The organism is Alkalicoccus luteus (assembly GCF_012034335.1).
GTDB lineage: Bacteria > Bacillota > Bacilli > Bacillales > Salisediminibacteriaceae > Alkalicoccus > Alkalicoccus luteus_A.
This window is the reverse complement of sequence record NZ_JAATHJ010000024.1, coordinates 24717-49236: the sequence shown is the minus strand read 5'-3', so window position 1 is coordinate 49236 and position 24520 is coordinate 24717. Positions and strand designations below refer to the sequence as shown.

General features: G+C 48.7%; 24 protein-coding genes. 14 read left to right on the top strand and 10 right to left on the bottom strand.

Annotated elements, in window-relative coordinates:
• Positions 1–210 precede the first annotated feature (210 nt).
• Positions 211–591: a hypothetical protein gene (locus HCN83_RS13415; protein WP_168008182.1), complete on the top strand. Its 381-nt coding sequence runs from the start codon at positions 211–213 to the stop codon at positions 589–591.
• A 466-nt stretch (positions 592–1057) separates the two neighbouring features.
• Positions 1058–1702 carry a hypothetical protein gene (locus tag HCN83_RS13410; RefSeq protein ID WP_168008180.1) on the top strand — a complete coding sequence of 215 codons (645 nt, stop codon included), beginning with the start codon at positions 1058–1060 and terminating at the stop codon, positions 1700–1702.
• Between the two features lie 419 nt (positions 1703–2121).
• Here HCN83_RS13410 and HCN83_RS13405 read toward each other — a convergent pair whose 3' ends face one another.
• Positions 2122–2304: an SE1832 family protein gene (locus tag HCN83_RS13405; RefSeq protein ID WP_425483627.1), complete on the bottom strand. Its 183-nt coding sequence runs from the start codon at positions 2302–2304 to the stop codon at positions 2122–2124.
• Between the two features lie 117 nt (positions 2305–2421).
• Entirely contained in the window at positions 2422–2643 is a 222-nt protein-coding gene (locus tag HCN83_RS13400; RefSeq protein WP_168008178.1) for a hypothetical protein, read from the bottom strand.
• Between the two features lie 223 nt (positions 2644–2866).
• Here HCN83_RS13400 and HCN83_RS13395 point away from each other — a divergent pair, with 223 nt between their 5' ends.
• Positions 2867–3295 carry a VOC family protein gene (locus HCN83_RS13395; protein WP_168008176.1) on the top strand — a complete coding sequence of 143 codons (429 nt, stop codon included), beginning with the start codon at positions 2867–2869 and terminating at the stop codon, positions 3293–3295.
• Between the two features lie 227 nt (positions 3296–3522).
• Here the strand turns inward: HCN83_RS13395 and HCN83_RS13390 are convergent, their stop codons facing one another.
• The gene (locus tag HCN83_RS13390) at positions 3523–4353 is read right to left on the bottom strand and encodes a SurA N-terminal domain-containing protein (protein WP_168008174.1); all 831 of its coding nucleotides are present in this window, start codon (positions 4351–4353) and stop codon (positions 3523–3525) included.
• 280 nt (positions 4354–4633) lie between these two features.
• Here HCN83_RS13390 and HCN83_RS13385 point away from each other — a divergent pair, with 280 nt between their 5' ends.
• Positions 4634–5071 carry an OsmC family protein gene (locus HCN83_RS13385; protein WP_168008172.1) on the top strand — a complete coding sequence of 146 codons (438 nt, stop codon included), beginning with the start codon at positions 4634–4636 and terminating at the stop codon, positions 5069–5071.
• A gap of 72 nt (positions 5072–5143) precedes the next feature.
• Here HCN83_RS13385 and HCN83_RS13380 read toward each other — a convergent pair whose 3' ends face one another.
• On the bottom strand, positions 5144–6826 hold the full coding sequence (locus HCN83_RS13380) for a methyl-accepting chemotaxis protein (protein WP_168008170.1): 1683 nt from the start codon (positions 6824–6826) through the stop codon (positions 5144–5146).
• A 106-nt stretch (positions 6827–6932) separates the two neighbouring features.
• On the opposite strand from HCN83_RS13380, the gene HCN83_RS13375 reads away from it, so the two are divergent.
• Positions 6933–7604 carry a serine/threonine protein kinase gene (locus HCN83_RS13375; RefSeq protein WP_168008168.1) on the top strand — a complete coding sequence of 224 codons (672 nt, stop codon included), beginning with the start codon at positions 6933–6935 and terminating at the stop codon, positions 7602–7604.
• A gap of 20 nt (positions 7605–7624) precedes the next feature.
• Here the strand turns inward: HCN83_RS13375 and HCN83_RS13370 are convergent, their stop codons facing one another.
• Positions 7625–8569, bottom strand: coding sequence for a DMT family transporter (locus tag HCN83_RS13370; RefSeq protein ID WP_168008166.1), 945 nt, complete (start codon positions 8567–8569; stop codon positions 7625–7627).
• 150 nt (positions 8570–8719) lie between these two features.
• Here HCN83_RS13370 and HCN83_RS13365 point away from each other — a divergent pair, with 150 nt between their 5' ends.
• Both HCN83_RS13365 and HCN83_RS13360 read left to right on the top strand, forming a co-directional pair.
• Positions 8720–9262, top strand: coding sequence for a general stress protein (locus HCN83_RS13365; RefSeq protein ID WP_168008164.1), 543 nt, complete (start codon positions 8720–8722; stop codon positions 9260–9262).
• Between the two features lie 695 nt (positions 9263–9957).
• Positions 9958–10977: an LLM class flavin-dependent oxidoreductase gene (locus tag HCN83_RS13360; protein ID WP_168008162.1), complete on the top strand. Its 1020-nt coding sequence runs from the start codon at positions 9958–9960 to the stop codon at positions 10975–10977.
• Positions 10978–11739: 762 nt separating this feature from the next.
• Here the strand turns inward: HCN83_RS13360 and HCN83_RS13355 are convergent.
• The 3 genes from HCN83_RS13355 to HCN83_RS13345 form a co-directional block, all read right to left on the bottom strand.
• Positions 11740–14100 (bottom strand): FdhF/YdeP family oxidoreductase, encoded by a 2361-nt coding sequence (locus HCN83_RS13355; RefSeq protein WP_168008160.1) that lies wholly within the window; start codon positions 14098–14100, stop codon positions 11740–11742.
• A gap of 105 nt (positions 14101–14205) precedes the next feature.
• Entirely contained in the window at positions 14206–14577 is a 372-nt protein-coding gene (locus HCN83_RS13350; RefSeq protein WP_168008158.1) for a DUF2294 domain-containing protein, read from the bottom strand.
• A 60-nt stretch (positions 14578–14637) separates the two neighbouring features.
• Positions 14638–15885 carry an L-lactate MFS transporter gene (locus HCN83_RS13345; protein ID WP_168008156.1) on the bottom strand — a complete coding sequence of 416 codons (1248 nt, stop codon included), beginning with the start codon at positions 15883–15885 and terminating at the stop codon, positions 14638–14640.
• 363 nt (positions 15886–16248) lie between these two features.
• Between HCN83_RS13345 and HCN83_RS13340 the strand changes: the two genes are divergently transcribed.
• Complete coding sequence (locus tag HCN83_RS13340) at positions 16249–16479, top strand: group-specific protein (protein WP_168008154.1); 231 nt, start codon at positions 16249–16251, stop codon at positions 16477–16479.
• 78 nt (positions 16480–16557) lie between these two features.
• Here HCN83_RS13340 and HCN83_RS13335 read toward each other — a convergent pair whose 3' ends face one another.
• Both HCN83_RS13335 and HCN83_RS13330 read right to left on the bottom strand, forming a co-directional pair.
• Entirely contained in the window at positions 16558–17100 is a 543-nt protein-coding gene (locus HCN83_RS13335) for a cupin domain-containing protein (protein ID WP_168008152.1), read from the bottom strand.
• A gap of 528 nt (positions 17101–17628) precedes the next feature.
• On the bottom strand, positions 17629–17886 hold the full coding sequence (locus tag HCN83_RS13330; protein ID WP_168008150.1) for a hypothetical protein: 258 nt from the start codon (positions 17884–17886) through the stop codon (positions 17629–17631).
• A 484-nt stretch (positions 17887–18370) separates the two neighbouring features.
• Between HCN83_RS13330 and HCN83_RS13325 the strand changes: the two genes are divergently transcribed.
• The 6 genes from HCN83_RS13325 to HCN83_RS13300 all read left to right on the top strand — a co-directional run bounded on the left by HCN83_RS13325 (position 18371) and on the right by HCN83_RS13300 (position 24520).
• Entirely contained in the window at positions 18371–19333 is a 963-nt protein-coding gene (locus HCN83_RS13325) for an N-acetylglucosamine kinase (protein WP_168008148.1), read from the top strand.
• 5 nt (positions 19334–19338) lie between these two features.
• Positions 19339–20253, top strand: a complete 915-nt coding sequence (murQ, locus tag HCN83_RS13320) for an N-acetylmuramic acid 6-phosphate etherase (protein ID WP_168008146.1) — start codon at positions 19339–19341, stop codon at positions 20251–20253.
• Between the two features lie 78 nt (positions 20254–20331).
• Positions 20332–21699 (top strand): ABC transporter substrate-binding protein, encoded by a 1368-nt coding sequence (locus tag HCN83_RS13315; RefSeq protein WP_168008186.1) that lies wholly within the window; start codon positions 20332–20334, stop codon positions 21697–21699.
• 136 nt (positions 21700–21835) lie between these two features.
• Positions 21836–22729 carry a carbohydrate ABC transporter permease gene (locus HCN83_RS13310; RefSeq protein ID WP_168008144.1) on the top strand — a complete coding sequence of 298 codons (894 nt, stop codon included), beginning with the start codon at positions 21836–21838 and terminating at the stop codon, positions 22727–22729.
• A gap of 29 nt (positions 22730–22758) precedes the next feature.
• A complete protein-coding gene (locus HCN83_RS13305) occupies positions 22759–23604 on the top strand; it encodes a carbohydrate ABC transporter permease (protein WP_168008142.1) in 846 nt (281 codons plus the stop codon).
• Positions 23605–23635: 31 nt separating this feature from the next.
• Positions 23636–24520, top strand: coding sequence for a MurR/RpiR family transcriptional regulator (locus HCN83_RS13300; RefSeq protein WP_343033731.1), 885 nt, complete (start codon positions 23636–23638; stop codon positions 24518–24520).

The window sequence follows — 24520 nt, the reverse complement described above, 5'->3', positions numbered from 1 at the left end:
TGAAAAACGGGAACGACCGATAAGGTGTGTTCCCGTTTTAGCTGTTTAAATACGGTCACGTTTTCCGTCTCCTGCCGGTCAAGGTGTTCCGTCAACCTCGGGACATTTTAAGGTGTCATTAACAGCAAACTTCCAAATGATATTAAAGGAGAAAAGAACTTAATCCTGGATCATTCCATTAAAACATTTATAAGATTTACAACAGAGCGATTGGATTCGATTATCGAACACTCAGGATCTAATTGGACGCCAAGTAAGCGAATCGTGCTCTTTGAGTTTCAGAACAGACCAAACCAACTTCTATTAAAATGCATTATAGGTCCAGGTGAACCTGCACTTAGAGAAAAACTCCATCAAGTGGCGATAAAGTACCCTGAGTTGTTTAACATTGTAAAAGACCGACTAAATACTGGATATGAACCAATTTATTATAAAGAAATTCTTCCTAATGGCTATCAAGATGAGTTAGATGAAAGCAGTATTGTTGAAATGATCGAACAAAAGATGAACGATTTTTTAAAGAATGATTTAGAAAAGCTTGAATCAGCTTTTGAGAATGAGTTTAAGAGTGATAATACCCGTCAACGTTAATGGATTAGCATGCCTGACTTTGGAGAACAAGCTTTTTTTGTGGTGCTGGTTACAAGGCAACTTAACCCTAAGCCTTTAGGGAATAAGTCTTCGAATAAAACGTATCCCGCCGAACCTTTCTAAAACAACAAGTTCGAAGCGAAGAGCGTTGACTCCGAGAGGATCAGGCCGAGGCAAAGATCCACTGGCTCGGAATCACCGAGCCAGTTAGCTGAGACCGGCCCCTCCGGAAAGCATACGCTCGTATGCACAGAACACAGCTTTGTTTGAATTTACTCATCTACCTCGTCAGAAAGTTCCTATGTTCGTGCCTCTAATTCTTTCAGCTCTGCTTTCATGTGATTTATGTATTTCTGCTAAACCTTTTGTGAATGAATTAATGAACTTTATTTAGAACCGTAAAAATAATTAGCCTGTAACAAGTTCGAGTGAAAATTGAATTAATTATACAAAGGGGCTGTTGAATATGATGATTAGTCCTGAGTGGTATTACGAGGAGCACCTGAAAGGGAAATCAAAAGAGCAGATTATGACCTCCATAAGAGGACTTAAGCAAAGGATAGGCAGCCTCAAAAATTCAATGGAAAATCCGTATGAGGATATAAAGATTTTTATGCAACCAAGCGAAGAAACTCAACTTTACTGGACTCGTGAATATTTAAAAATGGCTAAGCAAGCTTACGCTGAAGCAGGGGGAACTTACATCATGTCTGAATCTGAAGCGAGAGCAGCTGAATTTGATGAAAACATTTATTCTATCAGCAAAATAACCTTTCGTATTAAAAAGAGCTCCGATATCTTCCATAAATATGTTATAGAAGTTTTAAATGATATAATAACCCTTTCTGAATTTAGAGAACATGGTTTAATCAAAAAACGTCATAAAAAAAACGTGACAAAAACCGTTTTTTTATATGAGCTTAAAAACTTGCATATTGGTGAAAGGCGTAGACGATATTCTGCTAAACATGATGAATTCAACGTGCTCAATATAACGAAGTGGGAAGTAGAGTTTGAATATAGCAATGAATTTAAACCAAAAAAGTTTGGTGGAGAAAATGCCTATCCATATAATTTTGATAGGTTTCAGATGTTATTTGAAGTAGATTGATTTAAAATAAAAGACACCAGAGGAATTTTAGTGTTGAGCAGAACATGATTAATGATTGGTGTTGATAGGAAGAAAACACGCTTATAACAAAGAAGTCTTTTCGCTATCTTTTCCTTGCGTATGGGATGGTCTTTAAGCTTTCCCCTTTTAGAGGCGTCTTGAGAATCACCTTGTCTTTCCTGTTCCTGAGCGGAAAGACAAAGAACGAAACGATCTCTCTTTTGTTTTATCGAATAGAAGCGAAACGAAAACCGGCGGACGCCTGTGGAAGAACGAGCTGGGAAGATCCCGCAGCGCAGCGAGGAAGCTGAGGAGCTCGTCCACGGCAAGCCTGCCGAGTTGTAGTGACGCATCTTTCTATAATTAATACCTGCATAATAAGCAGCATGTCACTGTCAAAGGACATGCTGCTTTTACGATTACGAAAGCTCCTGCTTCCGTGCATTCAATTCCTTCAGTTCAACCTCAATATCGCTCAGCCGTTTTTCAAGCGGAGTCAGATTGCCGCCAATGGACTCCAGCTTATCCAGGTTGTTCTGCAGCTGTACATATTCATCCTTCAGCTCTAAAATCTGGCCGTCGATCTGCTGTTTATCCACCACGATCATCACCTTCTGCTTTCGTTTTGTTTAGTGCAAGCTTATCATGAAGCTGCGGCTTTAGAAAAGGCCGGGCGCCGCATAGAAAAAAGCGTTCCTGTTTAATGGAACGCTTTTCGTTTATGCCATCGATTTTCGTCCGTACCGCTTGTAATCCTCATAGGTTCCGGAGCCTCTGCATGAACGGCACTGCTCAGCCGGCTCGTAGCTGTATTCGCTGACATACGCTTTCGTAACGCCGCGGCCTCTGCAGTCGATACACTTATTCTTTCGTTCAAACCGGTGCGCACGTCTCGTGTAGAGAAGCTTGCGGGTGCCTTTCGTTCTGTCCATCACTGCCATGTCTACAACCTCCTTTATAAAATGAGGAAAAGACTGATCAGCCCATCTGAACAAAAAGTTCCCGTGGCACAAAGATGGCCGACGGGACTCCATGGAGTAAAAAAATAAGCGGGGTGCTTATGTGTCTATTATATAAAATACATGCGATATGTACAAGTGTATTCTCCAAATAAACATGATAAGCTTGAACAGAGCCGATTCTGACAAAGGGGAGGACCTGCGAATGAAAACAGGTATTGAAATTGATCTGATTGTCCATGACAGTCTGGATGCACTGCGTTTATATGAAACGATTTTTGACATCAAACGACTGACCGTGACCGACCTTCAGCAAGGTCAAAATGAAGTGATTTTTTCGATTTATGGAACAGAGATTCATCTGCTCGATGAGAATGAAGCTTACGGTATGAAGGCGCCTTCTGGTGAGGAGCCGCTGCCGATCTGGATTAACGTAACGGTACCGGACATTCATAAAGCCTACAATAACGCCATAGCCGGCGGATGCAGGGATATGCAGCCTGTCACAACCATGGAGAAGTATGGCATATCCAATGCGGTGTTTATGGATCCGTTCGGGTATCAGTGGATGCTGCATGAAGTGCACCGGGAGCTGAGTGAAGAAGAGCGCGATGCGATGCTCAGAGGTGAATAGCGTGAAAAGATTCACAAAACGTTCACTGGCTGATGATTCAGAACGGGAATAGGAAGGTATACCGGGGCTCCCAAGCCGGTGTAAGCCTGTCGGGAAAGTGGGGGCTGGAACGGGAAGAGCCTGCACCGGATTTACTCCGGGCTCCGGATTCAGTCAACGGGATCAGTCAGCAAAAAGGACCGTTTCAGCGATATGCTGAAACGGTCCTTTAGGTTACAAACAGTATATTAGAGGTGAATCGTTACATCTGCATTTTCACGCAGTTCCTGAGCCAGCGTCTGGGAATACTCTGCTTCCTGTTCAGCGCGGAGCTGTTCTTCCAATTCAGGCTGAATTTCTTCAAATTCCGGCATTTCCATTTCTTCGCCGCCTTCACCGCCGGCCATTTCTTCCTGCTGGGCTACAAGCTGCTCGTAATACTCTTCTACCTCTTCCTCGGAAGGATCAACGTCGCCAGCTTCTGATGCGATCAGCTCATCCACTTTGATTTGCATCTCAGCTTCTTCCTGAAGATTTTCAACGTCTTCTCCCTGTTCTTCGAGAGCTGCAACAAACTCATCTCCGGATTCCATGCCGCTTTGAGCAGCCAGCTCATCAAACAGTTCGTTTACTTCTTCTTCTGATGCTTCAAAGCCTTGCTCTTCTGCTTCCTGCACCATAAGCTCCAGATCAACCATATTCTGCACGAGCTCTTCCTGCAGCTCCTGCTGATCAATCTCTTCTCCTGTCATCTGAGCCTGCTGGGCAGCCTGCATAAACATATTTTCATAGGTAACCGCGAATTCGTCGCGTTCAATTTCTTCACCGTTTACTTCTGCGACAACTTCCGGAAGATCATCTGTTTCTGCTTCCGGCATGTCCTGTTCCCCCATCTCAGCGAGCTCATCGGCTCCTTCAGGGTCTTCAGCTGCCTCTTCATTGTTCATCTCCTGCTCGGAGTCGTTGTTCATTCCACCGTTTTCAGGTGCTTCATTTGTATTGCCGTTGTCACCGCCGCACGCTGCGAGAATAAGCATTGCAGACGCTGCTGCAGTTGTGAGTGTCAATTGTTTTTTCATAGGATAACTCCCCCTAACGAATAACTTAGTGGCGAGTGTAACACACCGGCAGCGGACGTTTCGACCTGCGCCGCTATGTGAGATGAGAAGCTATTTCGTATCTATGAGACTGTGGGACGGGACAGACCGGCATAAGCGCATTCTCATTCTGGAATGAAGCAGACAGCAGATAATTTGTAAAATCATGAAACGATCCGTTGCGTTGAAAAATGAAGCATTTAACTTATGGCGAAGTCGGGTATAGCCTCAGAGACGACTATTTAAAGGAGGAGTTCGTAATATGAAACGAGTAGATTTTGAAGTAGCAGGCACCGGTCAGGGAATGAAAACTGAGGTGGCATCGGACAAGCATACAATCGTTATCGATGAACCGCCGGCGATGGGTGGAAACGATGAAGGCCAGGATCCGCTGACGAACCTGCTTGCCTCTCTTGCAGGCTGTGAAAATGTCATCGCGCATATGGTCGCAGACGAAATGGATTTCAATCTTGATAAGATCGACTTCAAGGTTAGCGGTTATATCGATTTGCGAGGTTTGCAGGGAGAAGAAGGCGTGAAGCCGTATTTTCAGGAAGTGACCGTAAAAGCAGCCGTTCATACCGATGAATCTGACGAGCGGATCGATGAACTGCAGCGAAAAACGGATGCCCGCTGCCCTGTTTACACAACGCTTGAAGCAGCCGGAATTCCGCTGCAGACGGATTGGACAAAGGCATAAGCAATGCAACAGAAGCCGGCGACCAAGTTAGGTATCGCCGGCTTCCTGCTGTCTGCTGTCGTATTCGGGGGATTATGACAAGCGAAACTGATCTAATTCTGCACGCAGGCTTTTCGCGCTGCCGGAGAGGCTGGAAGCACTTGAAGCCATTTGCTCCATGGAGCGGTCTGTTTCTTCGGCTGACGCGGTTGTTTCTTCGATGCCGGCTGCGGCTTCCTCTGCTGAAGCTGCTGCCTCCCCGAGAGAACCATGAATCTTTGATGTCTGGCCGGACATACCGGCTACGTTTTTGCCTATTTCTCTCATTTGATCAGCAAGCTCCGTGATCGACGCCTGAATAGCGGTAAATGTCTGCTCGGTTGCTTTCATGTTGCTGCTTCCTTCGCTCGTTTCCTCATAGCCTTTTTGCAGAGATTCTGCGACGGAGAGAGAATCCTGCTGTACGCTGTGAACGATATTTGTGATGTCCGCGACGGAGCCGGTGACCTGCTCAGCAAGTCGCCTCACTTCGTCGGCGACTACTGCAAAGCCGCGGCCTTGCTCGCCGGCGCGCGCTGCTTCAATAGCTGCGTTCAGTGCTAACAGGTTCGTCTGTGCTGCAATATCCTCAATCACGGTCACAAGCTTGGAAATGTTATCGGTTTTCAGCTGCAGCTCATCCATTTTGGTGACGGCGCTGGACATTCTCTCATCAATCCGCTGCATGGATTCACCTGAACGAAGAACCACGTTTGTGCCTGAGTCTGTCAGCTTCAGGACATCGTCAGAGGACTGGAGTGCCTGCTCGACATTAGAGCTCGATTGCGCCATCGCCTCGCTGAAGGAAGCCATCGAGCTGCTTAAGGTCGTCGTGACAGACGCTTGATTTTCTGCGCCTGCAGCCAGCTGCTCCATGGTGGAGGCGATTTGGGCAGATCCTCCCCGGACATCTTCAGAAGCGTGAGCAAGACTGGTGCTGCCGTTTTCGACTTCTGCTGCGACAGATCCAATTTGCTTCAGCAGACTGCGGTTGTTTTCCGTCATTTGATTCAATGAGTCTACCATCGCTTTTGTTTCATCTTTTGTACGGACACGAAGCGCCGGACCGGAAAGATTGCCGTCTGCCAGCTCGCGAAGTCTGTTCGTAACTAAATGTACGGGCTTTGCGATCGATCCTGCTGTCACAAACGCAGTGATAAGCCCGGTCAGGACGACGAGAACTCCAGCACCGACTGTGACCACGAACAATAGATTTGATGACTCATTTACATTCTCAGCCCGGAGTGCGACCTGGCTGCTTCGGTCGGCAGCAGCTTCCTGAAAATAAGCCATCAGCTCCTCCGCGTCGGTCCGGCCTGCGGAATTCATGTAGGCAAGTGCCTCTTGCTCCCTGCCATCCTGATACACCGGAAAGACGTTTTCCCTTACGGCAGCAGTCCAGACTTCGGCCTGCTGAATAGCATCTATCGTCGCTTCATTTGACGTTTGCCGGAGCAACTCTGCTGATACAGCATCAGCCTCTGCGCTGACAGCTTCAAAACTTTCCTCAAATCGTGGATCACCGGTGAGCAGAAAGCCGCGGACAAGCGCGAGCCGCTCTGTCATGGCGTAGGAGAGAAAGTGATCAGCTTCCAGCTGTGGAAGCTCTGACTCTGAAATCTGCTCTGATTCACTGCTTATGTAGTGAAAAGACATACCGTTAACAATTCCCTGAACGGCGGCAATAAGCAGGATAATGAGAAACCCTGCTAGAATCTTTGTACGTATGTGCTTCATGATGCTGGCTCCTTTAGTATCATTTATGCAGGTAAAAAGTACCGCAATAGTTAGTATCGGCTCGGTGAAGCCGGTTGTTTAGCAGCTTTTTAACAGGAGGTCCGTTATGGAAACAGCATGGCTTAGGCACATGGAACAGATCGGCATCACAGCAGTCGATCACAACGAGCCGGTTCTGGTGACCGGTATTCCGGATGGCGTCAGATGTGTCGGGATTGGCACAGACGCGGCCGTATTTCAGTCAGCAGAGCATCCGGAGTATGCGGTTAAGCTTTATGCTGCAGGAAGGGAAGAAAAAGCGGCTGAAGAGTTCCGGATTTACAAGCTGCTTGCAGGTTCGGCTTATTTCCCCGTCTGCACGTATCAAGAAGGGAGGATGCTTGTAATCAGCTTTGAGGAAGGAACTACCTTTTACGAATGTCTGCTGCAGGGGACTGATATTCCGCAGACTGCCGTAGCCGAGGTAGAGGAGGCAAGACAGTATGTACGTTCGTGCGGTTTAAATCCGAGAGACATTCATTTGAAAAACATCTTGTTGCAGGGTGACGGGATTAAAATACTGGATGTGTCTGAGTACGGGAAGCCTGGGAATGACATGCGGTGGGAGCACTTAAAAGAGGCGTATGAAGAGGTGTACAGTTTGATAATGGGAAAAGCGCTCCCGCTCTGGCTGCTGGAAACGATCCGCAAATGGTACAACCGGCGGGAGAAATATTTTCAATCCTATGAAGAATTTAAGCAGTTTTGTCTAAAGATGCTGCGCTATCGCACAAAGTAGTCAGCCGGACGGGGCGCTGCTCAAGAAGCGGAATCGGTCTGCTTCGCTGCCTTCGCAGTGGGCGCCGGAACTGCGTCTTCTTCTTTCACAGCAACAAGAAAGATCATGCTGAAGATAAACACCATTCCAATCCACTGATAAAAGCCGAACGGCTCCTGCAGCCACCATACTGTCGCTGCTACAGCTGAAAGAGGCTCAAGACTGCCTAGAAGCGATGTCTCTTTTGCCTGAAGCGTCTGCAGGCTTTCAATATAAAACCAGAAGGCGATCATCGTACCGAAAATGACGATGAACGTGAGTGCAGCCCAAGCCGACAGCGGAAGGGACGCAGCCGGAATATCCCAGGGGGCGTGCAAAAAAGAAAGGAGTGCACCGCCAATCACCATCGCCCAGCCTACAATAACAAGCGCTGAGAACTGTTTTAGCAGCGGCACAGCGTAAAGCGTATAAAAGGCAAGCGCAGCACCGGACAGAAGCCCCCATATCACTGCAGGTACCGGAACTGACAAGGCCTGCACAGACCCATTTGTAAGCAGCAGAAATGTTCCGCCGAGCGCTAGCATGACCGCAGCGGCATCACGGACTGTCAGCCTCGACTGCCTGCGGAGCAGCAGCCAGCCGATAATCATCACCGGCGCCGTATACTGAAGCAGGGTGGCAACGGCAGCGTTTCCGTAGCTGATGGAAGCCATATACGTGTACTGCACAGCGAGCATGCCAAATATCCCAAATAGTAAAAGAGGAATCGCGGTCTGCTTCGTTTTCCATACGCGCACAAGCTCCTGCCGATCTTTCCAGAGCCCCTGCACAACGAGCAAAAGCAGTCCGGCAACGGTTAAGCGCAGGCTGACAAGCCAGTTGACCGGAATTGAAAACTCCTGAAATACATATTGTGAAACGGTTCCGCCAAGACCCCAGAGCGTTGCCCCTGTAATCACGAGAAAAAATCCCCACCAGCGCGGCATTATGAAATCTCCTTTCCTTCCAAACCCTTTCTTCAGTGTAATACAGTGCTGCAGCTCCAGTAAAGGCAGTCCGAAAGCTTATGTTTAGTCATTTCAACTTATTGGGAATATGAACGAACAGGAGATAAAAAGAAGGAGGAGGCATACAGCATGAAAAAACGAGTAGTCGGAGTATTCTCATCAGAATCAGAAGTAAGAGAATCCGTTGAATCATTAAAGCTTGACGGGCACAGACCGGAGGAAATTATCGTAGCAGCCGGAGATAGTGACGCGGCAGAATGGCTGAAGTCCGAAACGAATGTGCGCATTGAAGAGCCCCAACAGGAAGAAGGCGCAGGCAACGAGGAGAATCTGTCCTTCTGGGAAAAGATAAAAACGGCGTTTAAAGGAACGACGGAATTTAAAGGCCAGGACGGAGGCTCGGAAGGCTTTACGTTTGATAAAATCGGTATCACCGGTGAAGAGGGCCAGAAACTTGAGGCCGAGCTCGACAACGGCAGGATGGTTGTTCTGGCTCCGGAAATGGAAGCAGGAGCTGCGTTCGATGACGAAAAAACAGAAGGCAGCATCGATCCGGAAGGCCCGAGCCAGATCGGGGATCCGATGAGTTCTGAAGACCCTGCCGAACAAGCAGAGGATGCACCAAAGTTCCCGCAGGACAGTGACGTGGATGAGAAACACCGAGACCGTTAAATGAAGACCCGCTATCCGGCGGGTTTTTCAGACTGTAGACAAAGTCGGTATAGGTGAATCATGTTGCATCTGCCTGTATCTACGGGCACTCGCTTTCCGGAGGGAACGGACTCAGCTAATCGCTTCTTCCTTGCGTCGGAAGCGCTGGATCTTCGCCTCGTTCTGATCCTCCCGGAGTCGAGGCCCTTCGATGCCGGCAGCTGGCAGTACGTTTCAACCATCTGTTTATGATTAGTACAACCTTGCTCCATACGGATGGAATCTTACCTGTGGGACGTTTCTATGAACAATAGAGGTGCAACGTCCTCACGATGAAAGCAGAAGGGAAGACGTGCCAACCGATTGTGTCGTCTTTCGCTAACAAACCAGATCCGTTTCCCCGATGTGTCCGGCGGGGTCGCCTGTGGAATCAGCGCAGCATGAAGATCCTTTCTCAGGGGTCACCCTGAGAAATAGCTGAAGGCAAGCCCACGGCAAGCTTCCGCCGGTAAGCGGAGGGGAATACAACCAAACGAATAAACATGTAAGCAGATTGACTTTGTCAACAGCCAGGAAGACCCGCTATCCGGCGGGTCTTTTCTTATGGATGCACGTTTTCAACACTTTGCATGAAGGTCTGAGCAAAATCGTTTACGAAGGGTTGAGGGATTGATACGATGTAACTTGACTTACAAAAAGAAAGGGTTCTGATAGATATGCATGCATTACCTGTCTCCGCTTTAAATCTGGCACCAGTCAGGCAAGGCGAAACGATTGCTGACGCTATAGATGCTATGACAAGACTTGCAGCTTCTGTTGAAGAGGCCGGCTACACCCGCTACTGGATTGCAGAGCACCATAATACGCCGACGCTAGTTAGCTCTGCTACGCCGCTGTTGATTCAGCGGACGCTGGAAGAGACGACTTCGATCCGTGTCGGTTCCGGCGGCATGATGCTGCCAAACCATTCTCCGCTCGTTGTTGCCGAGCAATTTGGCACACTGGCGGAGCTTTATCCCGATAGAGTGGATCTCGGACTTGGGCGCGCTCCCGGAACGGATATGAATACAGCAAGAGCGCTGCGACGGACGCACATGGATACGGCGGTTCACTCGTTTCCGGATGATGTGCAGGACCTGCTTCACTACTTTGGTCCTCCTGAAATACAAGGTAAGGTAAAAGCTCATCCGGGAGTTGGAACCGGCGTGCCGCTTTACATTCTCGGATCGTCAACGGATTCAGCCGTCCTTGCGGCTCGTCTTGGCTTGCCATACGCATTTGCTGCCCACTTTGCTCCACAGCAGATGGAAGCGGCGATCCGAATTTACCGCGAGGAGTTTCAGCCGTCTGAGTGGCTTGAAAAGCCGCATATGATCGTCTGTCTCAACGTCATCGCGATGGAATCTGACGAAGAAGCAGTTCGCGAACAAACGACGATGCAGCAGTTCTTTTTGAACGTGGTCCGCGGCACGCAGCAGCCGCTTCAGCCGCCTGTTGACTCGATGGATGGGATTTGGTCACCGCAGGAAAAAGCAATGTCCCAGGCTATGTCGAGCATGACGCTTGCCGGCAGTGAGGAAACCGTTTCCCGGCAGCTGCAGGAGTTCCAGTCACGGTTCACCGCTGATGAAATAATGGTCGTATCCTACATTTACGACGAAGAAAAACAGCACGCCTCTTACCGGCGGTTTGCGGAGATTGCGAAAAGAACTAGCAGCTCGCAAACAACAACCTGATCAAGAGAGACCTGGCAGCAGTTTTCCGGGTCTCTTCGTGTGTAGGCAGAGCCGCCGCTGCATGTATGGGAAAGCGGAGGACTAAGGCTGAAGGCTGGTTGAAAATGTGTAACGTTCGCGGTGAAAGCATTAACTATGCCCGCAAGGTGTTCAACTTCTGCTGCAAAAACTTAAACAATGGCTGGTACATGTTTACGAGCATCAATGTAGGACTGGTATAACGAAAATAGCGTTAACGAAGGCGGGTAAACATTCAACATTTACCGGTAAACGTTCAACTTTTTTCGCAGCAGGGTCCAATCAAGCTTTCTTTGCTGTGAAATAGATGCATGCTGAACAGAAGAATCGATCTCAGGGTTGAAATGATAAGTTGAACGCTCAGAATGAAAACTTCAGCCACCAGTTTGATAAGATTTTCGCTATCGCGAACGCCAGTTGAAAGCTCTGATAAGTTTCAGCCTTAGAATAATAAGTTTAGCGTCAAGATTGAAATGTTTGACGCTGCTTTTAAAAAGGTGGCACGCTCTCTTGATAACTTTCTTCGAGAACTAGCCAGCCCCTTTTATTCGATCAGGCTCTGACTGATTCTCCTCAACGCCCATAACGAAAAGACCCGGAAGCCACAAGCCTCCGGGTCTTTATGCTGTTTATAACATGTTTTTACATGTACATCTTTACAATCGACTGCTTCCGCCGGTCAGTGAAGGGGAACGACGCACCAAACGAACAAACAGTCTGCTTCTTATACATAAGCAATATTCGTTAAGACGGGGGAGCCATTTCGAGATCTTCCACCGGCTTTTCGTAGTATTTCGTATCTTTTCGTGCGTTGTAGCGATCCGCTTTTTCAACCTGCACGGCAATGTTGTAATCCGGTATGCCGGCAAATTTTTCGTAGCGGCCTTTCGGGAGCAGGAAGTTGCCCTCCGGGAAGTGAACGCCGATATTAGAATCGGCCATCTCCGCTATCCGGGCCTTGCCTTGAAAGACGCCGTGCTGGTTGTATACGACAACCGCTTCGTCTTCATGAATGCTGAGGCGTCGTGCATCGTTGCTGCTGATCAGCACGTCGTAGCGGTCCGCCTGGTTAAACGGATCTTTTTCACCATAGACCATGGAATTAAACTGCTTTCCGCGCCGGGTTGTCACGTAAAAGTCTCCGGACTTGCGGTTAAGGTCCGGAATATCGACTGGAATCAGGTTTCCGCGCCCGTCCGGGGTTGGACAAATGCCGTCCTCGCAGAGCCATGCGCCGCCCCACTGGAACACGTCTCCTTGACGCTTCAAATGCTGAACGCCTTCGTAGGCGGGATTTGCCACAGCGATTTCATCGCGAATTTCCTGACCGGTTTTAAAGTCGACAAGGTGGGCCGTTTCAGGCTTGACGCGCTTTGCGAGATCGACGTAAATCTTCCATTCCGCGCGTGCTTCCTCGATCTTGTTTTTATTGCCGTCAATTTCCGGAGAGAAATACACCATCCGCTCCGTGGATGTTGACGTTCCGCCGCCTTCTTGCTCGTAGCGGGTTTTAGCAGGGAGGACGATCACCGCTTCTTTTGCATCGACGAGTGTTGACGTATTCAAAATAATATCCTGATGAACGCGGATCTCCAGATTAGCGAGTGCTTCCTCAATGAAATCGGGATCGGGCATCGTTTCCAGGAAGTTGCCGCCGGACATATAATACATTTTAATTTTTCGTTCGTGATCCTCCGGCAGCATAATGTTCTCCAGGCTCACGCCGACGATGTCACCCTGCCACTCCGGCAGCTTGAAATTCCATAGTTTTTCAATACGGGGAATGTTATCTCCCTTATAGTCGCCCCCTGGAAGGACAAATGGATCGGCCCCCATTTCACCGCTCCCCTGAACTGAGGAGTGACCGCGGAAAGGCATAAGACCAGCGTGCTTTCTGCCAAGGAAACCGCGAAGCAGTGCCAGGTTCGCAACCTGCGAAATGTTATCTGTCGCAAAGGTGTGCATCGTGAGGCCGAGCGCCCAGGCAAACACGGCATTTTTACTGTTGGCAAGCAGCTCGGAAAGCTCGATGATCCGTTCTTTACTCACGCCGGAAGAGGATATAATTTCATCCCATGATTGCGCAACGACTTGCTGTTTTAACTGCTCATAATCATTCACATGTTCATCAACGAATGCATGGTTAATCGCAGAGCCGTGCGCCTCTTCTTCCATATCAAACCAGTGCTTCATGATGCCATGCATAAACGCAATATCGCCGCCGATGTTTACCTGGTAAAAATCATCGGCCACTTTAGTACCAAATATAGCAGATTCAGGAACAGACGGGACCCAGTATTTATCCATCGAAGGCTCTTTATACGGATTAATAACGATAATTTTCGTGCCTTTTTTCTTGGCTTCAAGCATATACTTTGTGGAAACCGGTGATGAGTTAGACGCAACGCTTCCCCAGAAAAGCAGGACATCGGTGCCGATCCAGTCCTGATAGTTAGACGTTGATGCGCCGACACCGATTGATCGTTTCAATGCCGTTTTACTTGGTGAGTGGCAAATGCGTGATGCATTATCGACGTTGTTCGTCCCGAGAAAACGGGCCACTTTTCCGCCGACATAATACGATTCATTGGTGATGCCGCGAGACGTCATATAAAACGCATACTGCTTCGGATCAAGCTTCTTCATTTTGGCAGCAATCTGATCCATCGCGTCATCCCAGCTGATACGGGAGAAAGAGCGCTCTCCGGGACGGCGGATAAGCGGGTAAGGAATGCGGCCAAGCTTGCGCAGCTCAGTAGATGAATACTTTCGAAGCTCGTCAATATCGGCGTGCAAAATATCTTCGTTAATTGCCGGCATCGTATTCAGGCGCAGCACGTTAAAACGGGTCGTGCAGACGTGCGGGCCGGTCAGCGTCTGATCATACAGTCCGGATACGCCGAGGGCACAGCCGTCGCAGACCCCTTTCGTGATGATGTTTTTGGCGTAATTCAAGTTGTCCTTGTTTTCCCACATCGTTTTAAACGAGTCGCGTATATGCTTCGGCTTTACTTTGCCGAGGCCGAAGGGAACAGGGCTCACCCAATGTTCCGGTGCCGGCATTTTCGCTTTTTTCATCGGTCCGTTATGCTTTGTCTTTCCCATGATCATTCCTCCTGAAAGGTAATAAAAAACCACCGCATCAGCACCCCGGAAAAACGGGGTGTTGAAATCGGTGGTTGAGTCTTTAACAGGGCCGCTGCCAAGTGCCTAACCTTCTTTTTCGTTTCTGAATTTTTTCTCCAGATCCTCATCGAAAATAAAGATCGACATGCCTTTGTCCTGCTCAATATCAATGTCTACAAACAAGTCGACGAAGTTGCATTCCAACAGGTCTTCCATTTCAACAGGCCGGTGTGTGCGGTAAATGTTTTTGACCATTTCGGTTCGAGCTGCACGCAGCATCTGACGGCCGTCCTGGTCGCTCGCAATGAATTTCTCAACAGGAGAGAGGTTGCCTTCCATCTCACAAATTGCCCAGTTTTTACAGAACGTGGTTTGAATTCTGCTCGGGCCTTTTCCCATGTGCCGTTTGCGGAAAGAACGGACGAGATTGCTGAATTCTGCTTCATATTTTCCCATCAAGCGCCAATCCTTTGCAGTGAATGTATAAAGAAAGCGTAGTCTTATCTGAAGCGCTTGTCAACTTGCGAGCTTCTGATCAGCATTGGCTTCCCGGAGACGCTTAATATCGACCCGGATAATGAGGGAAACAAACAAGGCGATGACAAACATGCCGCCAAAGATATAAAGCGTTGCCGCATAGCTTTCCGTGATTTCCCGCACCTGTGCGGCGATGATTGGTCCTGCAAGACCTGCGAGTGCCCAGGCAGTCAGAATGTAGCCGTGAATCGCGCCGAGCTGCTTTGTTCCGAACATATCTCCAATATAAGCCGGGATCGAGGCAAAGCCGCCGCCGTAGCATGTCATGATTAAAAACAGCACAACCTGGAAGGCGATTGCATGGGTCAGCGACGGAAGCATAAAGAACGCCGCGATCTGTATAGCGAAAAATGCTGTGTACACGTTAGGCCGGCCAATGTAGTCGGAAATCGAGGCCCAGGCGAGTCGTCCGGCGCCATTGAAAAAGCCCATAATACCGACCATTGTGGCCGCTGCAGCTGCTGACAATCCGGCGATTTCCTGGCCCATTGGTGAGGCAACAGCGAGAATTGCGATCCCGCAGGTTACGTTAATGAACAGCATAATCCAGAGAAACCAGAAGCGTTTCGTCTTGACCGCCTCGTTTGCAGTAAGCTGGGAGAGGTCGCCGCCGCTCTTCGCTTTTTCAGCCTGAAGCTCCTTCATGTAGCCTTCCGGCGGACGCTCCAGGTAGAGCGAAGACGCAAACATGATCACAAAGTAGGCGGTACCGAGAATAAAGAAGGTAGAAGCAATACCGACAGAGTCGATCAGCGACGCCATGATGGGACTGGCGATCATGGCTGCGAACCCAAAGCCCATGATGGCAAGACCTGTCGCTAAACCGCGCCGGTCGGGAAACCATTTCACAAGCGTGGATACCGGCGTGATATAACCGACGCCGAGTCCGATTCCGCCGAGTGCTCCGTACGTAAAGTAAAGCAGGTAGAGTGACTCTGCCTGTACGGCAAATCCTGCTCCTATCAGACCTGCACCGAAAAAGGATGCGGAAACGAGGCCCGAAATGCGGGGACCGTATTTTTCAACAAAGTGTCCCATAAAAGCAGCTGAAAGTCCGAGAAATACAATCGCGATACTAAACGTCATGGAAATCGCACTGAGACTCCAGCCAAACTGTTCGGCCAGCGGATTTGTAAATACACTCCATGCATAAACTGAGCCGATCGAAATGTGAATCCCTACAGCGGCCAGTGCGATCAGCCAGCGATTTTTTAGTTTTCCATTCATGATGCTGCACTCCCTTTTTTGTAATGGCGTTCGTGTCAGCCGGCAATAAAAAAACCGCTGCCTCTGTCAGGGGAATAGTCTTCTCCCTGAAAGGCAACGGTAAACGTCAGCAGGTGCGCTGCTGAACGGCCAACGTAGCTTTAAAAATCAGATGCTGCAACTTCGTGAAACCGGTGACAGGTTCGCTGTTCCGCGTCAACACAATGCAGGATTTATGATTGCACTCATTATATTACCTGCTAATGTAAGCATTTACAATAGAGTCAACAAAAAAAAGTTCAATTTTTGGACACAATTGATGCTTTTGTTGCGGGAGTCTAAAGAATTTCGTATAATGACGTCAGCTGCAAGGAGGGATATACGATGGCTTGTTCGATCGATCACAGTCTACAAGACGTCCAGCAAAAGCTGGAAACACAGAAATCATATTTGCCGGCTGAGCTTTATGAAGCCAGCGCCCGGTATTTGGAGACAGAGCAGCATCAGACAGCCTTGAATGAAATGTTCCATCTGTTAAAAAAATACGATCTGGTTTCCGAAGAAGAAAAGCGGATTAGAGAAGCTTCGCTCGCGACGCTTCTGCACTCAGCCTGATCGGCGAAAAAAGCAGGAAGCCCGGCGGTCAACTGGACCGGCCGGGCTTTATCTCTTTCCAGACAGCTTACGAACGAGCTAATTTTTTACGTAGGCCGCCATCAGTTCTTCCCGGACACCTTTTTCTTCGGCTTCTTTTTTCCACTCTTCAAGAATCTCCATGCCTTCTACAATCGTGTTTTGCATATCGAGCACGACAGCGGTATGCAGCGGATTCGACAGCTGGCCTTCCTCCGTATAAAGACCGTCCTCAAGGAGGCCGTATAAAATACACATAGACTCCTGAAAGTAGTGTGCGGGCGTAAGGGTCACACGAAACGTTACGGGTCTTTCTCCAGATGCGTTTTTAAACATGTGAAACGTATTTACGGGAATACTGATGCGCCCGCTGTCCGGACTTAGCTCTATTTTTTCGCCATCACGCTCGATAAACAGCTTTCCTGAAACGACCTCAAACATTTCTTCAAATTTTTCATGATAATGCAGCGGCGGACCGGAGGCACCAGGAGGCAGAAACACCTCAATTTTCTCATAGCCCTCTCCGGCCGGGGCCTTCTCCAGAAACGTGATCCGTTCACCGGTCACGCTGTTTGTAATGGATTGCTTCGATGCAGAAGTCATACCATTACCTCCTTCTTGTTTATTTACCATATTGTACCTTAAAAAGAAAGCGGTTTCCATGAATGCGCATAGAATCAGGTGCATAACATGATGATAACGCTTCGGCATGAAGCATATGGAAGGTGATTCACGTCTTGAGAAGGTCAGCTCTGCAAAAAGTTAAGGGGGATTTATCAAGGAAGGTTGATCTTGACTTTATAAAACTTATCTAATGACTGTGCGCTTCTTGTCATTATGACCCTTCTGATGAGTTGAAAACAGGGGTAATGATTATTCCTGGTGAAGCAGAACAGCGAGCGTCCTTCAATCTTTAAAAAGACATCGGGCACTAATTATGAAGTCGGTCAACCGGTTTGACGAGCATGTGAAGTCAAAGAGATCGTTCCAAAGCAACAAATAAAACCAGGATGATGAACTGGAGCGCAACCGATAGCTTACAATCCGCTGTCCGCATCAAAAAGGAACCGGCTGTCCGATTTGGGACGGCCGGTTCCTATTTTATGGAGTCTGTTGTGTCTTTCAGCTCCATCACTTGTTCTGTTCGGTAGCCAATGCTTTAGCAAGGTCTGTCTGCTTTTGCTCAAGGCGGAACTGAAGGCTTTGAATTTTGGATTCAATAGCGATGATATCGCGTCTGGAGCGGATAATCATGTAATCACTTCGATGATTACGCCCGGCAGCTTTTTTGCGTTCCAGTTTATCGGTCTCTCTGCGGATCTGGCCCTCAAGCCTTTCTACATCTCTAGATATCACGTCAGCAACAGATTCGGATTCTTTCATGGCCATGGTGTCAACTCCCTCCTGTTACGTGCGAACGCTCTTTGGAAGCGCTATTCCTGAAAATAGTCGGATAGTCACGTACTATTCTACTACCCGTAGGAAGAAGGGTTATAAACCTTCTTTCCAAAAAAGTGCTTCTCAAATACATGTTTTCTCTATCATACCAGATCCGTCTGGAAAATGTAGGAACGCAGTTTTGACAGGTATGGAGAAGATCAGGCCGAAAAAGACGTATCATCAGAAGAGATGTGGATAAGACGAACGGGCACGCAGACCTCTTTCGAAATGGAGCTGAAGGCTCTGCTATAAAGACAGGCCCGACATTCGATCTCACATAACGAAGTATAACTTATCTCATAAAAGATAATAATGAGAAGTCAGAGAAATCAAATTAATCCTGAAATATCATTACGAATTTTAAAATTAATATTGACATAATAATTCATAAACGATACGATCTTAGTAATCAACGAACAGGAGGCTGTCCAGCATGTATGTCATCGGGATTGATGGAGGTGGGACAAATACCAGAGCTGCCGCCGCTTTTTTAACGGAGAGCGGGTTGGACAGGAAAGCCGAACCGATAAAGGGCACCGGATCGAATCCAAGAACGATCGGATTTAGGCAAATGGGAGAAGAAATCGTTTATTTAATCTCGTCATTATTGAAAGCGCATTCAATTCCAGTTAGTGACATAGGAGGAATTTGCTGCGGACTTGCCGGAGCCGGCCGCCTCGATGATCAGCAGCGGGCTCAGGCAGAGCTGAGAAAAAAGCTTGTCGAATTCGGGTTGAGAGAGGACGTCCACATTGATGTGTACTCTGATGCCGTGACTGCGTTGGAAGGAGCACTGCCAGGAGACGGAGAAGGAATTCTGCTGATTGCCGGTACTGGATCCAATGCTGTCGGCAGAACAGACACAGGTGAATGGTTTCACTGTGGTGGATGGGGGCACCTGCTCGGTGATGAAGGTGGGGGCTATCGGATCGGACTGGAAGCGCTGCAGGCTGTCGTGCGGGCAGCCGACGGACGCGCTTCGCCGACTATGCTGACAAGCTCTCTGCTTGCATTTTATGAACTTAAGAAGCCGGCTGATCTCGTGAGCTTCGTTCATGAACACGCCGGTAAAAAAGAAATTGCTGCAGCGGCACCTCTCGTGCTTGAGGCAGCTGCAAAAGGTGACAGGGCTGCCTCAAGCATTACGGACCGTGCGGCAGATGAATTGATTCTTCATGTACAGAGCCTGCATCATCAGGCCGGTATATTTTCCCCGCAGGTTCCGGTCACGGCAGAAGGAGCTCTGATTAAACAGGCACCCGGTTTAAAGGAGAAAATCAAAGACCGGCTGCAAAAAGAAGGACTTGGCGTATGGTCAGAATCAGCCTCAGATCCGCTTGACGGAGCACTGAGGCTTGCAGCCAAACGTATATATGACACAGGAAAAGTCAGGTGATAACAATGGGAAAAGAGCTGTCAGCCCTTTTGACAGAACAGCGTAATCCAGCAAGCATGCGGCTGAGCGACATGACTACAGCCGAGATGCTCAAAACGATGAATCAGGAAGATAAAAAAGTAGCCGATGCTGTAGCCGAAGCACTGCCTGCAGTTGAAAAGGCAGTTGAGCTGATAGTCGGAAAGCTTCAAAGCGGGGGGCGGCTCTTCTATGTAGGAGCAGGTACATCCGGGAGGCTCGGCTATATGGATTCTTCTGAGTGCCCGCCTACGTTTATGACGGAGCCGGAAATGGTGCAGACCGTAATGGCAGGAGGGGACGGGGCAGTCGAACAGGCGAAAGAAAACTCGGAAGATGATGGCATGCAGGGCAGGGTGGATCTGCAGCAGAGGCAGCTTCGCGCAGACGATGCCGTCGTCGGAATTACAGCAAGCGGCCGGACGCCGTATCCAATTGGTGCATTAACGTATGCAAGAGAGATCGGTGCAGCGGCGGTTTCCCTTTCCTGCAATCCGCAGTCGGAAATAAGTGCGTTCGCCGATGCAGCCATCGAAGTGATCACCGGACCTGAAGTATTGACGGGTTCGACGAGATTAAAAGCAGGCTCAGCTCATAAGATGGTGCTGAACATGATCAGCACAAGTGCGATGGTGAAGCTCGGAAAAGTTCATGAAAATCTGATGGTGGATGTACACGCCAGCAATTACAAGCTGCGGGAACGCGCAAAACAAATCGTGAGTGATTTGACAGGTGTAACGACCGAAGAGGCTGAACGAGTGCTGGAGGCCGCTTCGTGGAAAGTGAAACCTGCGATTGTGATGATCAAAGCAGGCGTCGGAGTCGACGATGCTTTAGAAGCAATCCGGCTTTCAAACGGATGTGTGAAGCAGGCAGCCAGTCAGGCGCAGGCAGAAAAATGAGGTTGAACCGGCCGGATTCATTTCGGCGTTTCATCATACACTAACTTTCTGAAGGGGGAAGAAAAAGTGAAAAAATCAATGAAGCGTTCGCTGACAGCGGCATGCTCCACAGGTCTTGTGATCGGACTTTTGGCAGCATGCGGCGGAGAAGAAGACAACAACGGCAACGGTGCAGAAGCAGAGGAGAACAACAATAACGGCAACTCTGCAGCTGAAAATGGAGAAGGCGGAGATGGCGACATTTCAGGCGAGCTGGAAATTCAGTACTTTGTCGGCGGATACGGTGATTCGTGGTGGAAGGAAGTCATTGCAGATTTTCAGGAAGAGTATCCGGACGTGGAAATCATCGAACACGCAGGTCCAAACGTGAACGATGAAATGAGATCGCGCTGGGTGTCCGACGATCCGCCTGATGTTGTTTATATCGATGGAGCCGGATCCAGTGAAACACAGATGGTGGAAGATGGACAGCTCATGGATCTGACTGACTGGCTCGAAGACGTGGAAACGGCAGACGGCAATATGCTCTCAGACAGCTTCATTGTTGATCCGGCGACGTATGATGGACAAATTTACAGCCTGCCGCTTGTGTTTGATACGTGGGGCACTTGGTACAACGCTGCGAAGTTTGAAGAAGAAGGATACGACGTTCCGGAAGATTTCCCAAGCTATATGGACACAATGGGAGAAATACAAAGCAATGAGGACATCGAGCCGTTTGTTACTACCGGACAGCATCCTTACTACTTCCTGCGCGGTGTGCTGACACCTGCATTCGGAGCCGCAGGAGGGGATGAGCTTCTGGCTGATATCGTAACCGGTGAAGAAGGTGTCTGGGAGCGGGATGAAGTCGTTGCTCAGATGGAAAAGGTTGCAGACATGCAGGAGGCAGGCTACATTGACGACGGCTTTGGCGCCTTGAACCATACTCAGTCGCAAATGAACTTCCTGCTTGGAGATAACGCGTTTATTCCGGTCGGCTTCTGGCTGCCGAATGAAATGGCCGGTGATGTTCCGGATGACTTTGAATTTGGTTTTATCCCTTCTCCAATGCAGGATGAAGGCGAGCCGTATGCCATTGTTCCGGATCTTCGTCCGCTTGCAGTAGCAGAAAACGCGGATAACCCGGACGCTGCTAAAGCGTTTGTAGAGTTCGTCTTTACAGAGGAATACGCTACGCTCTTTTCCGAGCATACAGGGGCGATTATGAACCTCGAAGGCGTTGACCTGTCTGAAAATGAAGAGGTGCCGGATTATCTGATTGAAGCAAATGCGATGATCAATGATGAGGAGCAGGTGCAGATCTATCACCGTCCGCATCCTATGAGCGCCGACCTGGAGACGCCAATTGGAGATGCACTGACGGCACTGATGCTCGGAAACAGCTCTGTAGAGGAATTTATTGAAGCTGCAGAAGCTGCTACAGCAGATTACAGAGGCGAATAGCGGGAGGCTGATGCGGATGAGCATCACCAGCTTCCTGTAAAAAGAATCGGCTGTCCCGGATTACCGGCGGGACAGCCGCTTTTATCAAAGGCGGCAGCCAGCCGTAAAACGTTTGAACGGGAGAGAAGGGATTGCATTGGTAACGACTAAAAAACAAAAGTATTTATTTCTGGCATTCTGTCTCGTGCCGACATTTCTTTTATTTGCTGTATTTACCCTTTATCCCATGATCAGCGGGCTTTATTTTTCCTTTTTCAGCTGGTCGGGGGCAGCAGCAAACCGGGAATTTGTAGGAATTGATAATTACATCCGTCTCTTCAACGATGGCATCATTCCGCGGACCATCCTCCACGACTATTTCCTTGTGGTAACGAAGGTGCTCGGAATCATGGTATTGGCAATGTATTTCGCAGTGGCGATTATGCAGCTGAAGCTGAAGGAAGCACCGTTTTACCGGATTATCTTTTTCTTCCCGAATATTATGTCGGTCGTTGTGATCGGGATATTATGGACGTTTATTTATAATCCGAACCTTGGCTTGGTGAACTCTGCATTGGAGGCAGTAGGTCTTGAAAATTTAACACGTCCGTGGCTCGGGAGTGAAACATGGGCCCTTCCATCGCTAGTGCTGCCATCGATCTGGGCAGGAATCGGCTTGTTTATGCTGATGCTGATGGGGGGCATTGCAACCATCTCTAAAAGCTATTACGAAGCTGCAGAGCTGGACGGAGCGACGGAGTGGCAGCAGTTCTGGAAGGTGACCGTGCCATTACTCTGGCCGCAGATCAAGGTTTCCATTCTCTATATCGTTATCACAACGCTGAACGGCTCCTTTATCATCGTACAAATCATGACTGGAGGCGGGCCGAACAATTCGACACACGTGATGGGCTCATACCTCTATCAACAGGCCTTCGAGCAGTACAATTTTGGCTATGGTGCGACGATCGGCGTTATGATTCTCGTGATTTCACTCGTGACAGTTCTGGTGCTTGCCAGACTTCTGAAACGGGAGAAAGTACAGTATTAGCATGAGCGATAAGCAGAGGAGGAACCGCTATGGAAGGTAAAAAGAAAGGACATATTTTAAAGCGTTTCGGCCTGCGGATCCCGCTGGTTCTCTGGTCACTCGCCGTATTATATCCGATTTTCTGGATGATGCTCGGCTCATTTAAAACAAATGCAGAAATTTACGCAAACCCGTGGGGAATGCCAGAATCATTCGGATTTCAGAACTTTATTGATGCGTGGAACAACTATAATATTGATCTTGGTGTATTTAACAGTCTTCTCGTGACGGTTCTCGGTTCCCTGCTCGCACTGATGCTTGCCGTTCCGACATCTTACGCGTTAGAGAGAATGGAATTTAAGGGCAGCACCATGCTCTTCAATCTGTACATTTCGGCGATGATGATCCCGATGGTACTCGGCTGGATTCCGCTTTTTTTCCTGCTGATGAACTTCGGTATGCTGGATAATTTGTTCGGACTATCGGTCGTTTATGCAGTCTCGCAGCTGCCGTTTAGTATATTCGTGTTAACGACCTTTATGGGGTCGATTCCAAAAGAACTGGAAGAATCGGCAGCAATGGACGGCATGAGTCCGTACCGGATCTTATGGAAAATCATTACGCCGCTGTCGATGTCCGGTATTATAACCGTTACGATTATGAATGCGATCCAATTTTGGAATGAATATTTTATGGCGCTTATCTTTCTTCAGTCGAGGGAAAACTATACACTGGGACTTGCGATCGATTTTATCAGCAGAGAAGCATCCTACACAAATGCATGGGGCACCCTGTTTGCGAGTTTAACGATTGCGATCATTCCAATCATTATTCTCTATGCCATTTTCCAGCGGCGTATCTCAAAAGGGATGACAGAAGGAGCAATTAAAGGCTAAAGCTGGATAGCGGACAGAAGGAGGTACGGCTGTGAACGTCAGTCATAAAGCATTCTCGGGCGGACTGGTGATGCTCAATGAGATGAAGCATAAGCTTCCGGGGTCTGAGAAAAAGGTAGCAGAATACATTATTGAACATCCAAACGACGCGATTCAGCTGACTGCAACCCGGCTGGGTGAAGTAAGCGGCACGAGCAGCGCAGCGGTGATCAGGCTTTGCAAATCGCTTGGCTTGAAAGGTTTTCCGGACCTGAAACTGCGCGTATCCGGCGATTTGCAAAAAAGTCAGCAGGTTTCCTACAGCAACATTGAACCCGGAGAGGATCAGGAGGCGATCGTCAACAAACTGACGAATAACGGCGTTCAGGCATTGCAGGAAACGGCAGAGCTCGTCAACTACAGCGAGCTTGAACGAGCCGTAAAAGCTCTGCAGGATGCGGACCGAATTCACTTTTTCGGTGTAGGAGCGTCCGGCATCATCGCGCAGGATGCCCAGCAGAAATTTCTGCGGATGAACAAGGCAGTTTCGTGCTTCACCGATATCCATAACGCAGCGATGTACATCGCCAACGTAAGCGAGCAGGATGTCGTCTTTTGTATTTCCTTCTCAGGGGAAACATACGAAACGCTGAAAATTCTTCAGCTTGCAGAACAGCGCGGAGCTGTCACGATCAGCCTGACCCGCTACGGTCATTCTGCTATAGCAGATAAAGCGGACATTCCGTTGTTTATTTCTGCGACAAGGGAAGTGCCGGCTCCATTTCGAAGCGGAGCAACATCCTCCAGGCTTGCGCAGCTGCATATGATCGACATTTTGTTCGTAAGCGTCGTCACGGCTCAGTATGAGCTCGCGTCCGATTATTTGAAGGAAATCAAGGAAGCGATGGATTTCATGAAAAAGGGGAGACGAAGCTAA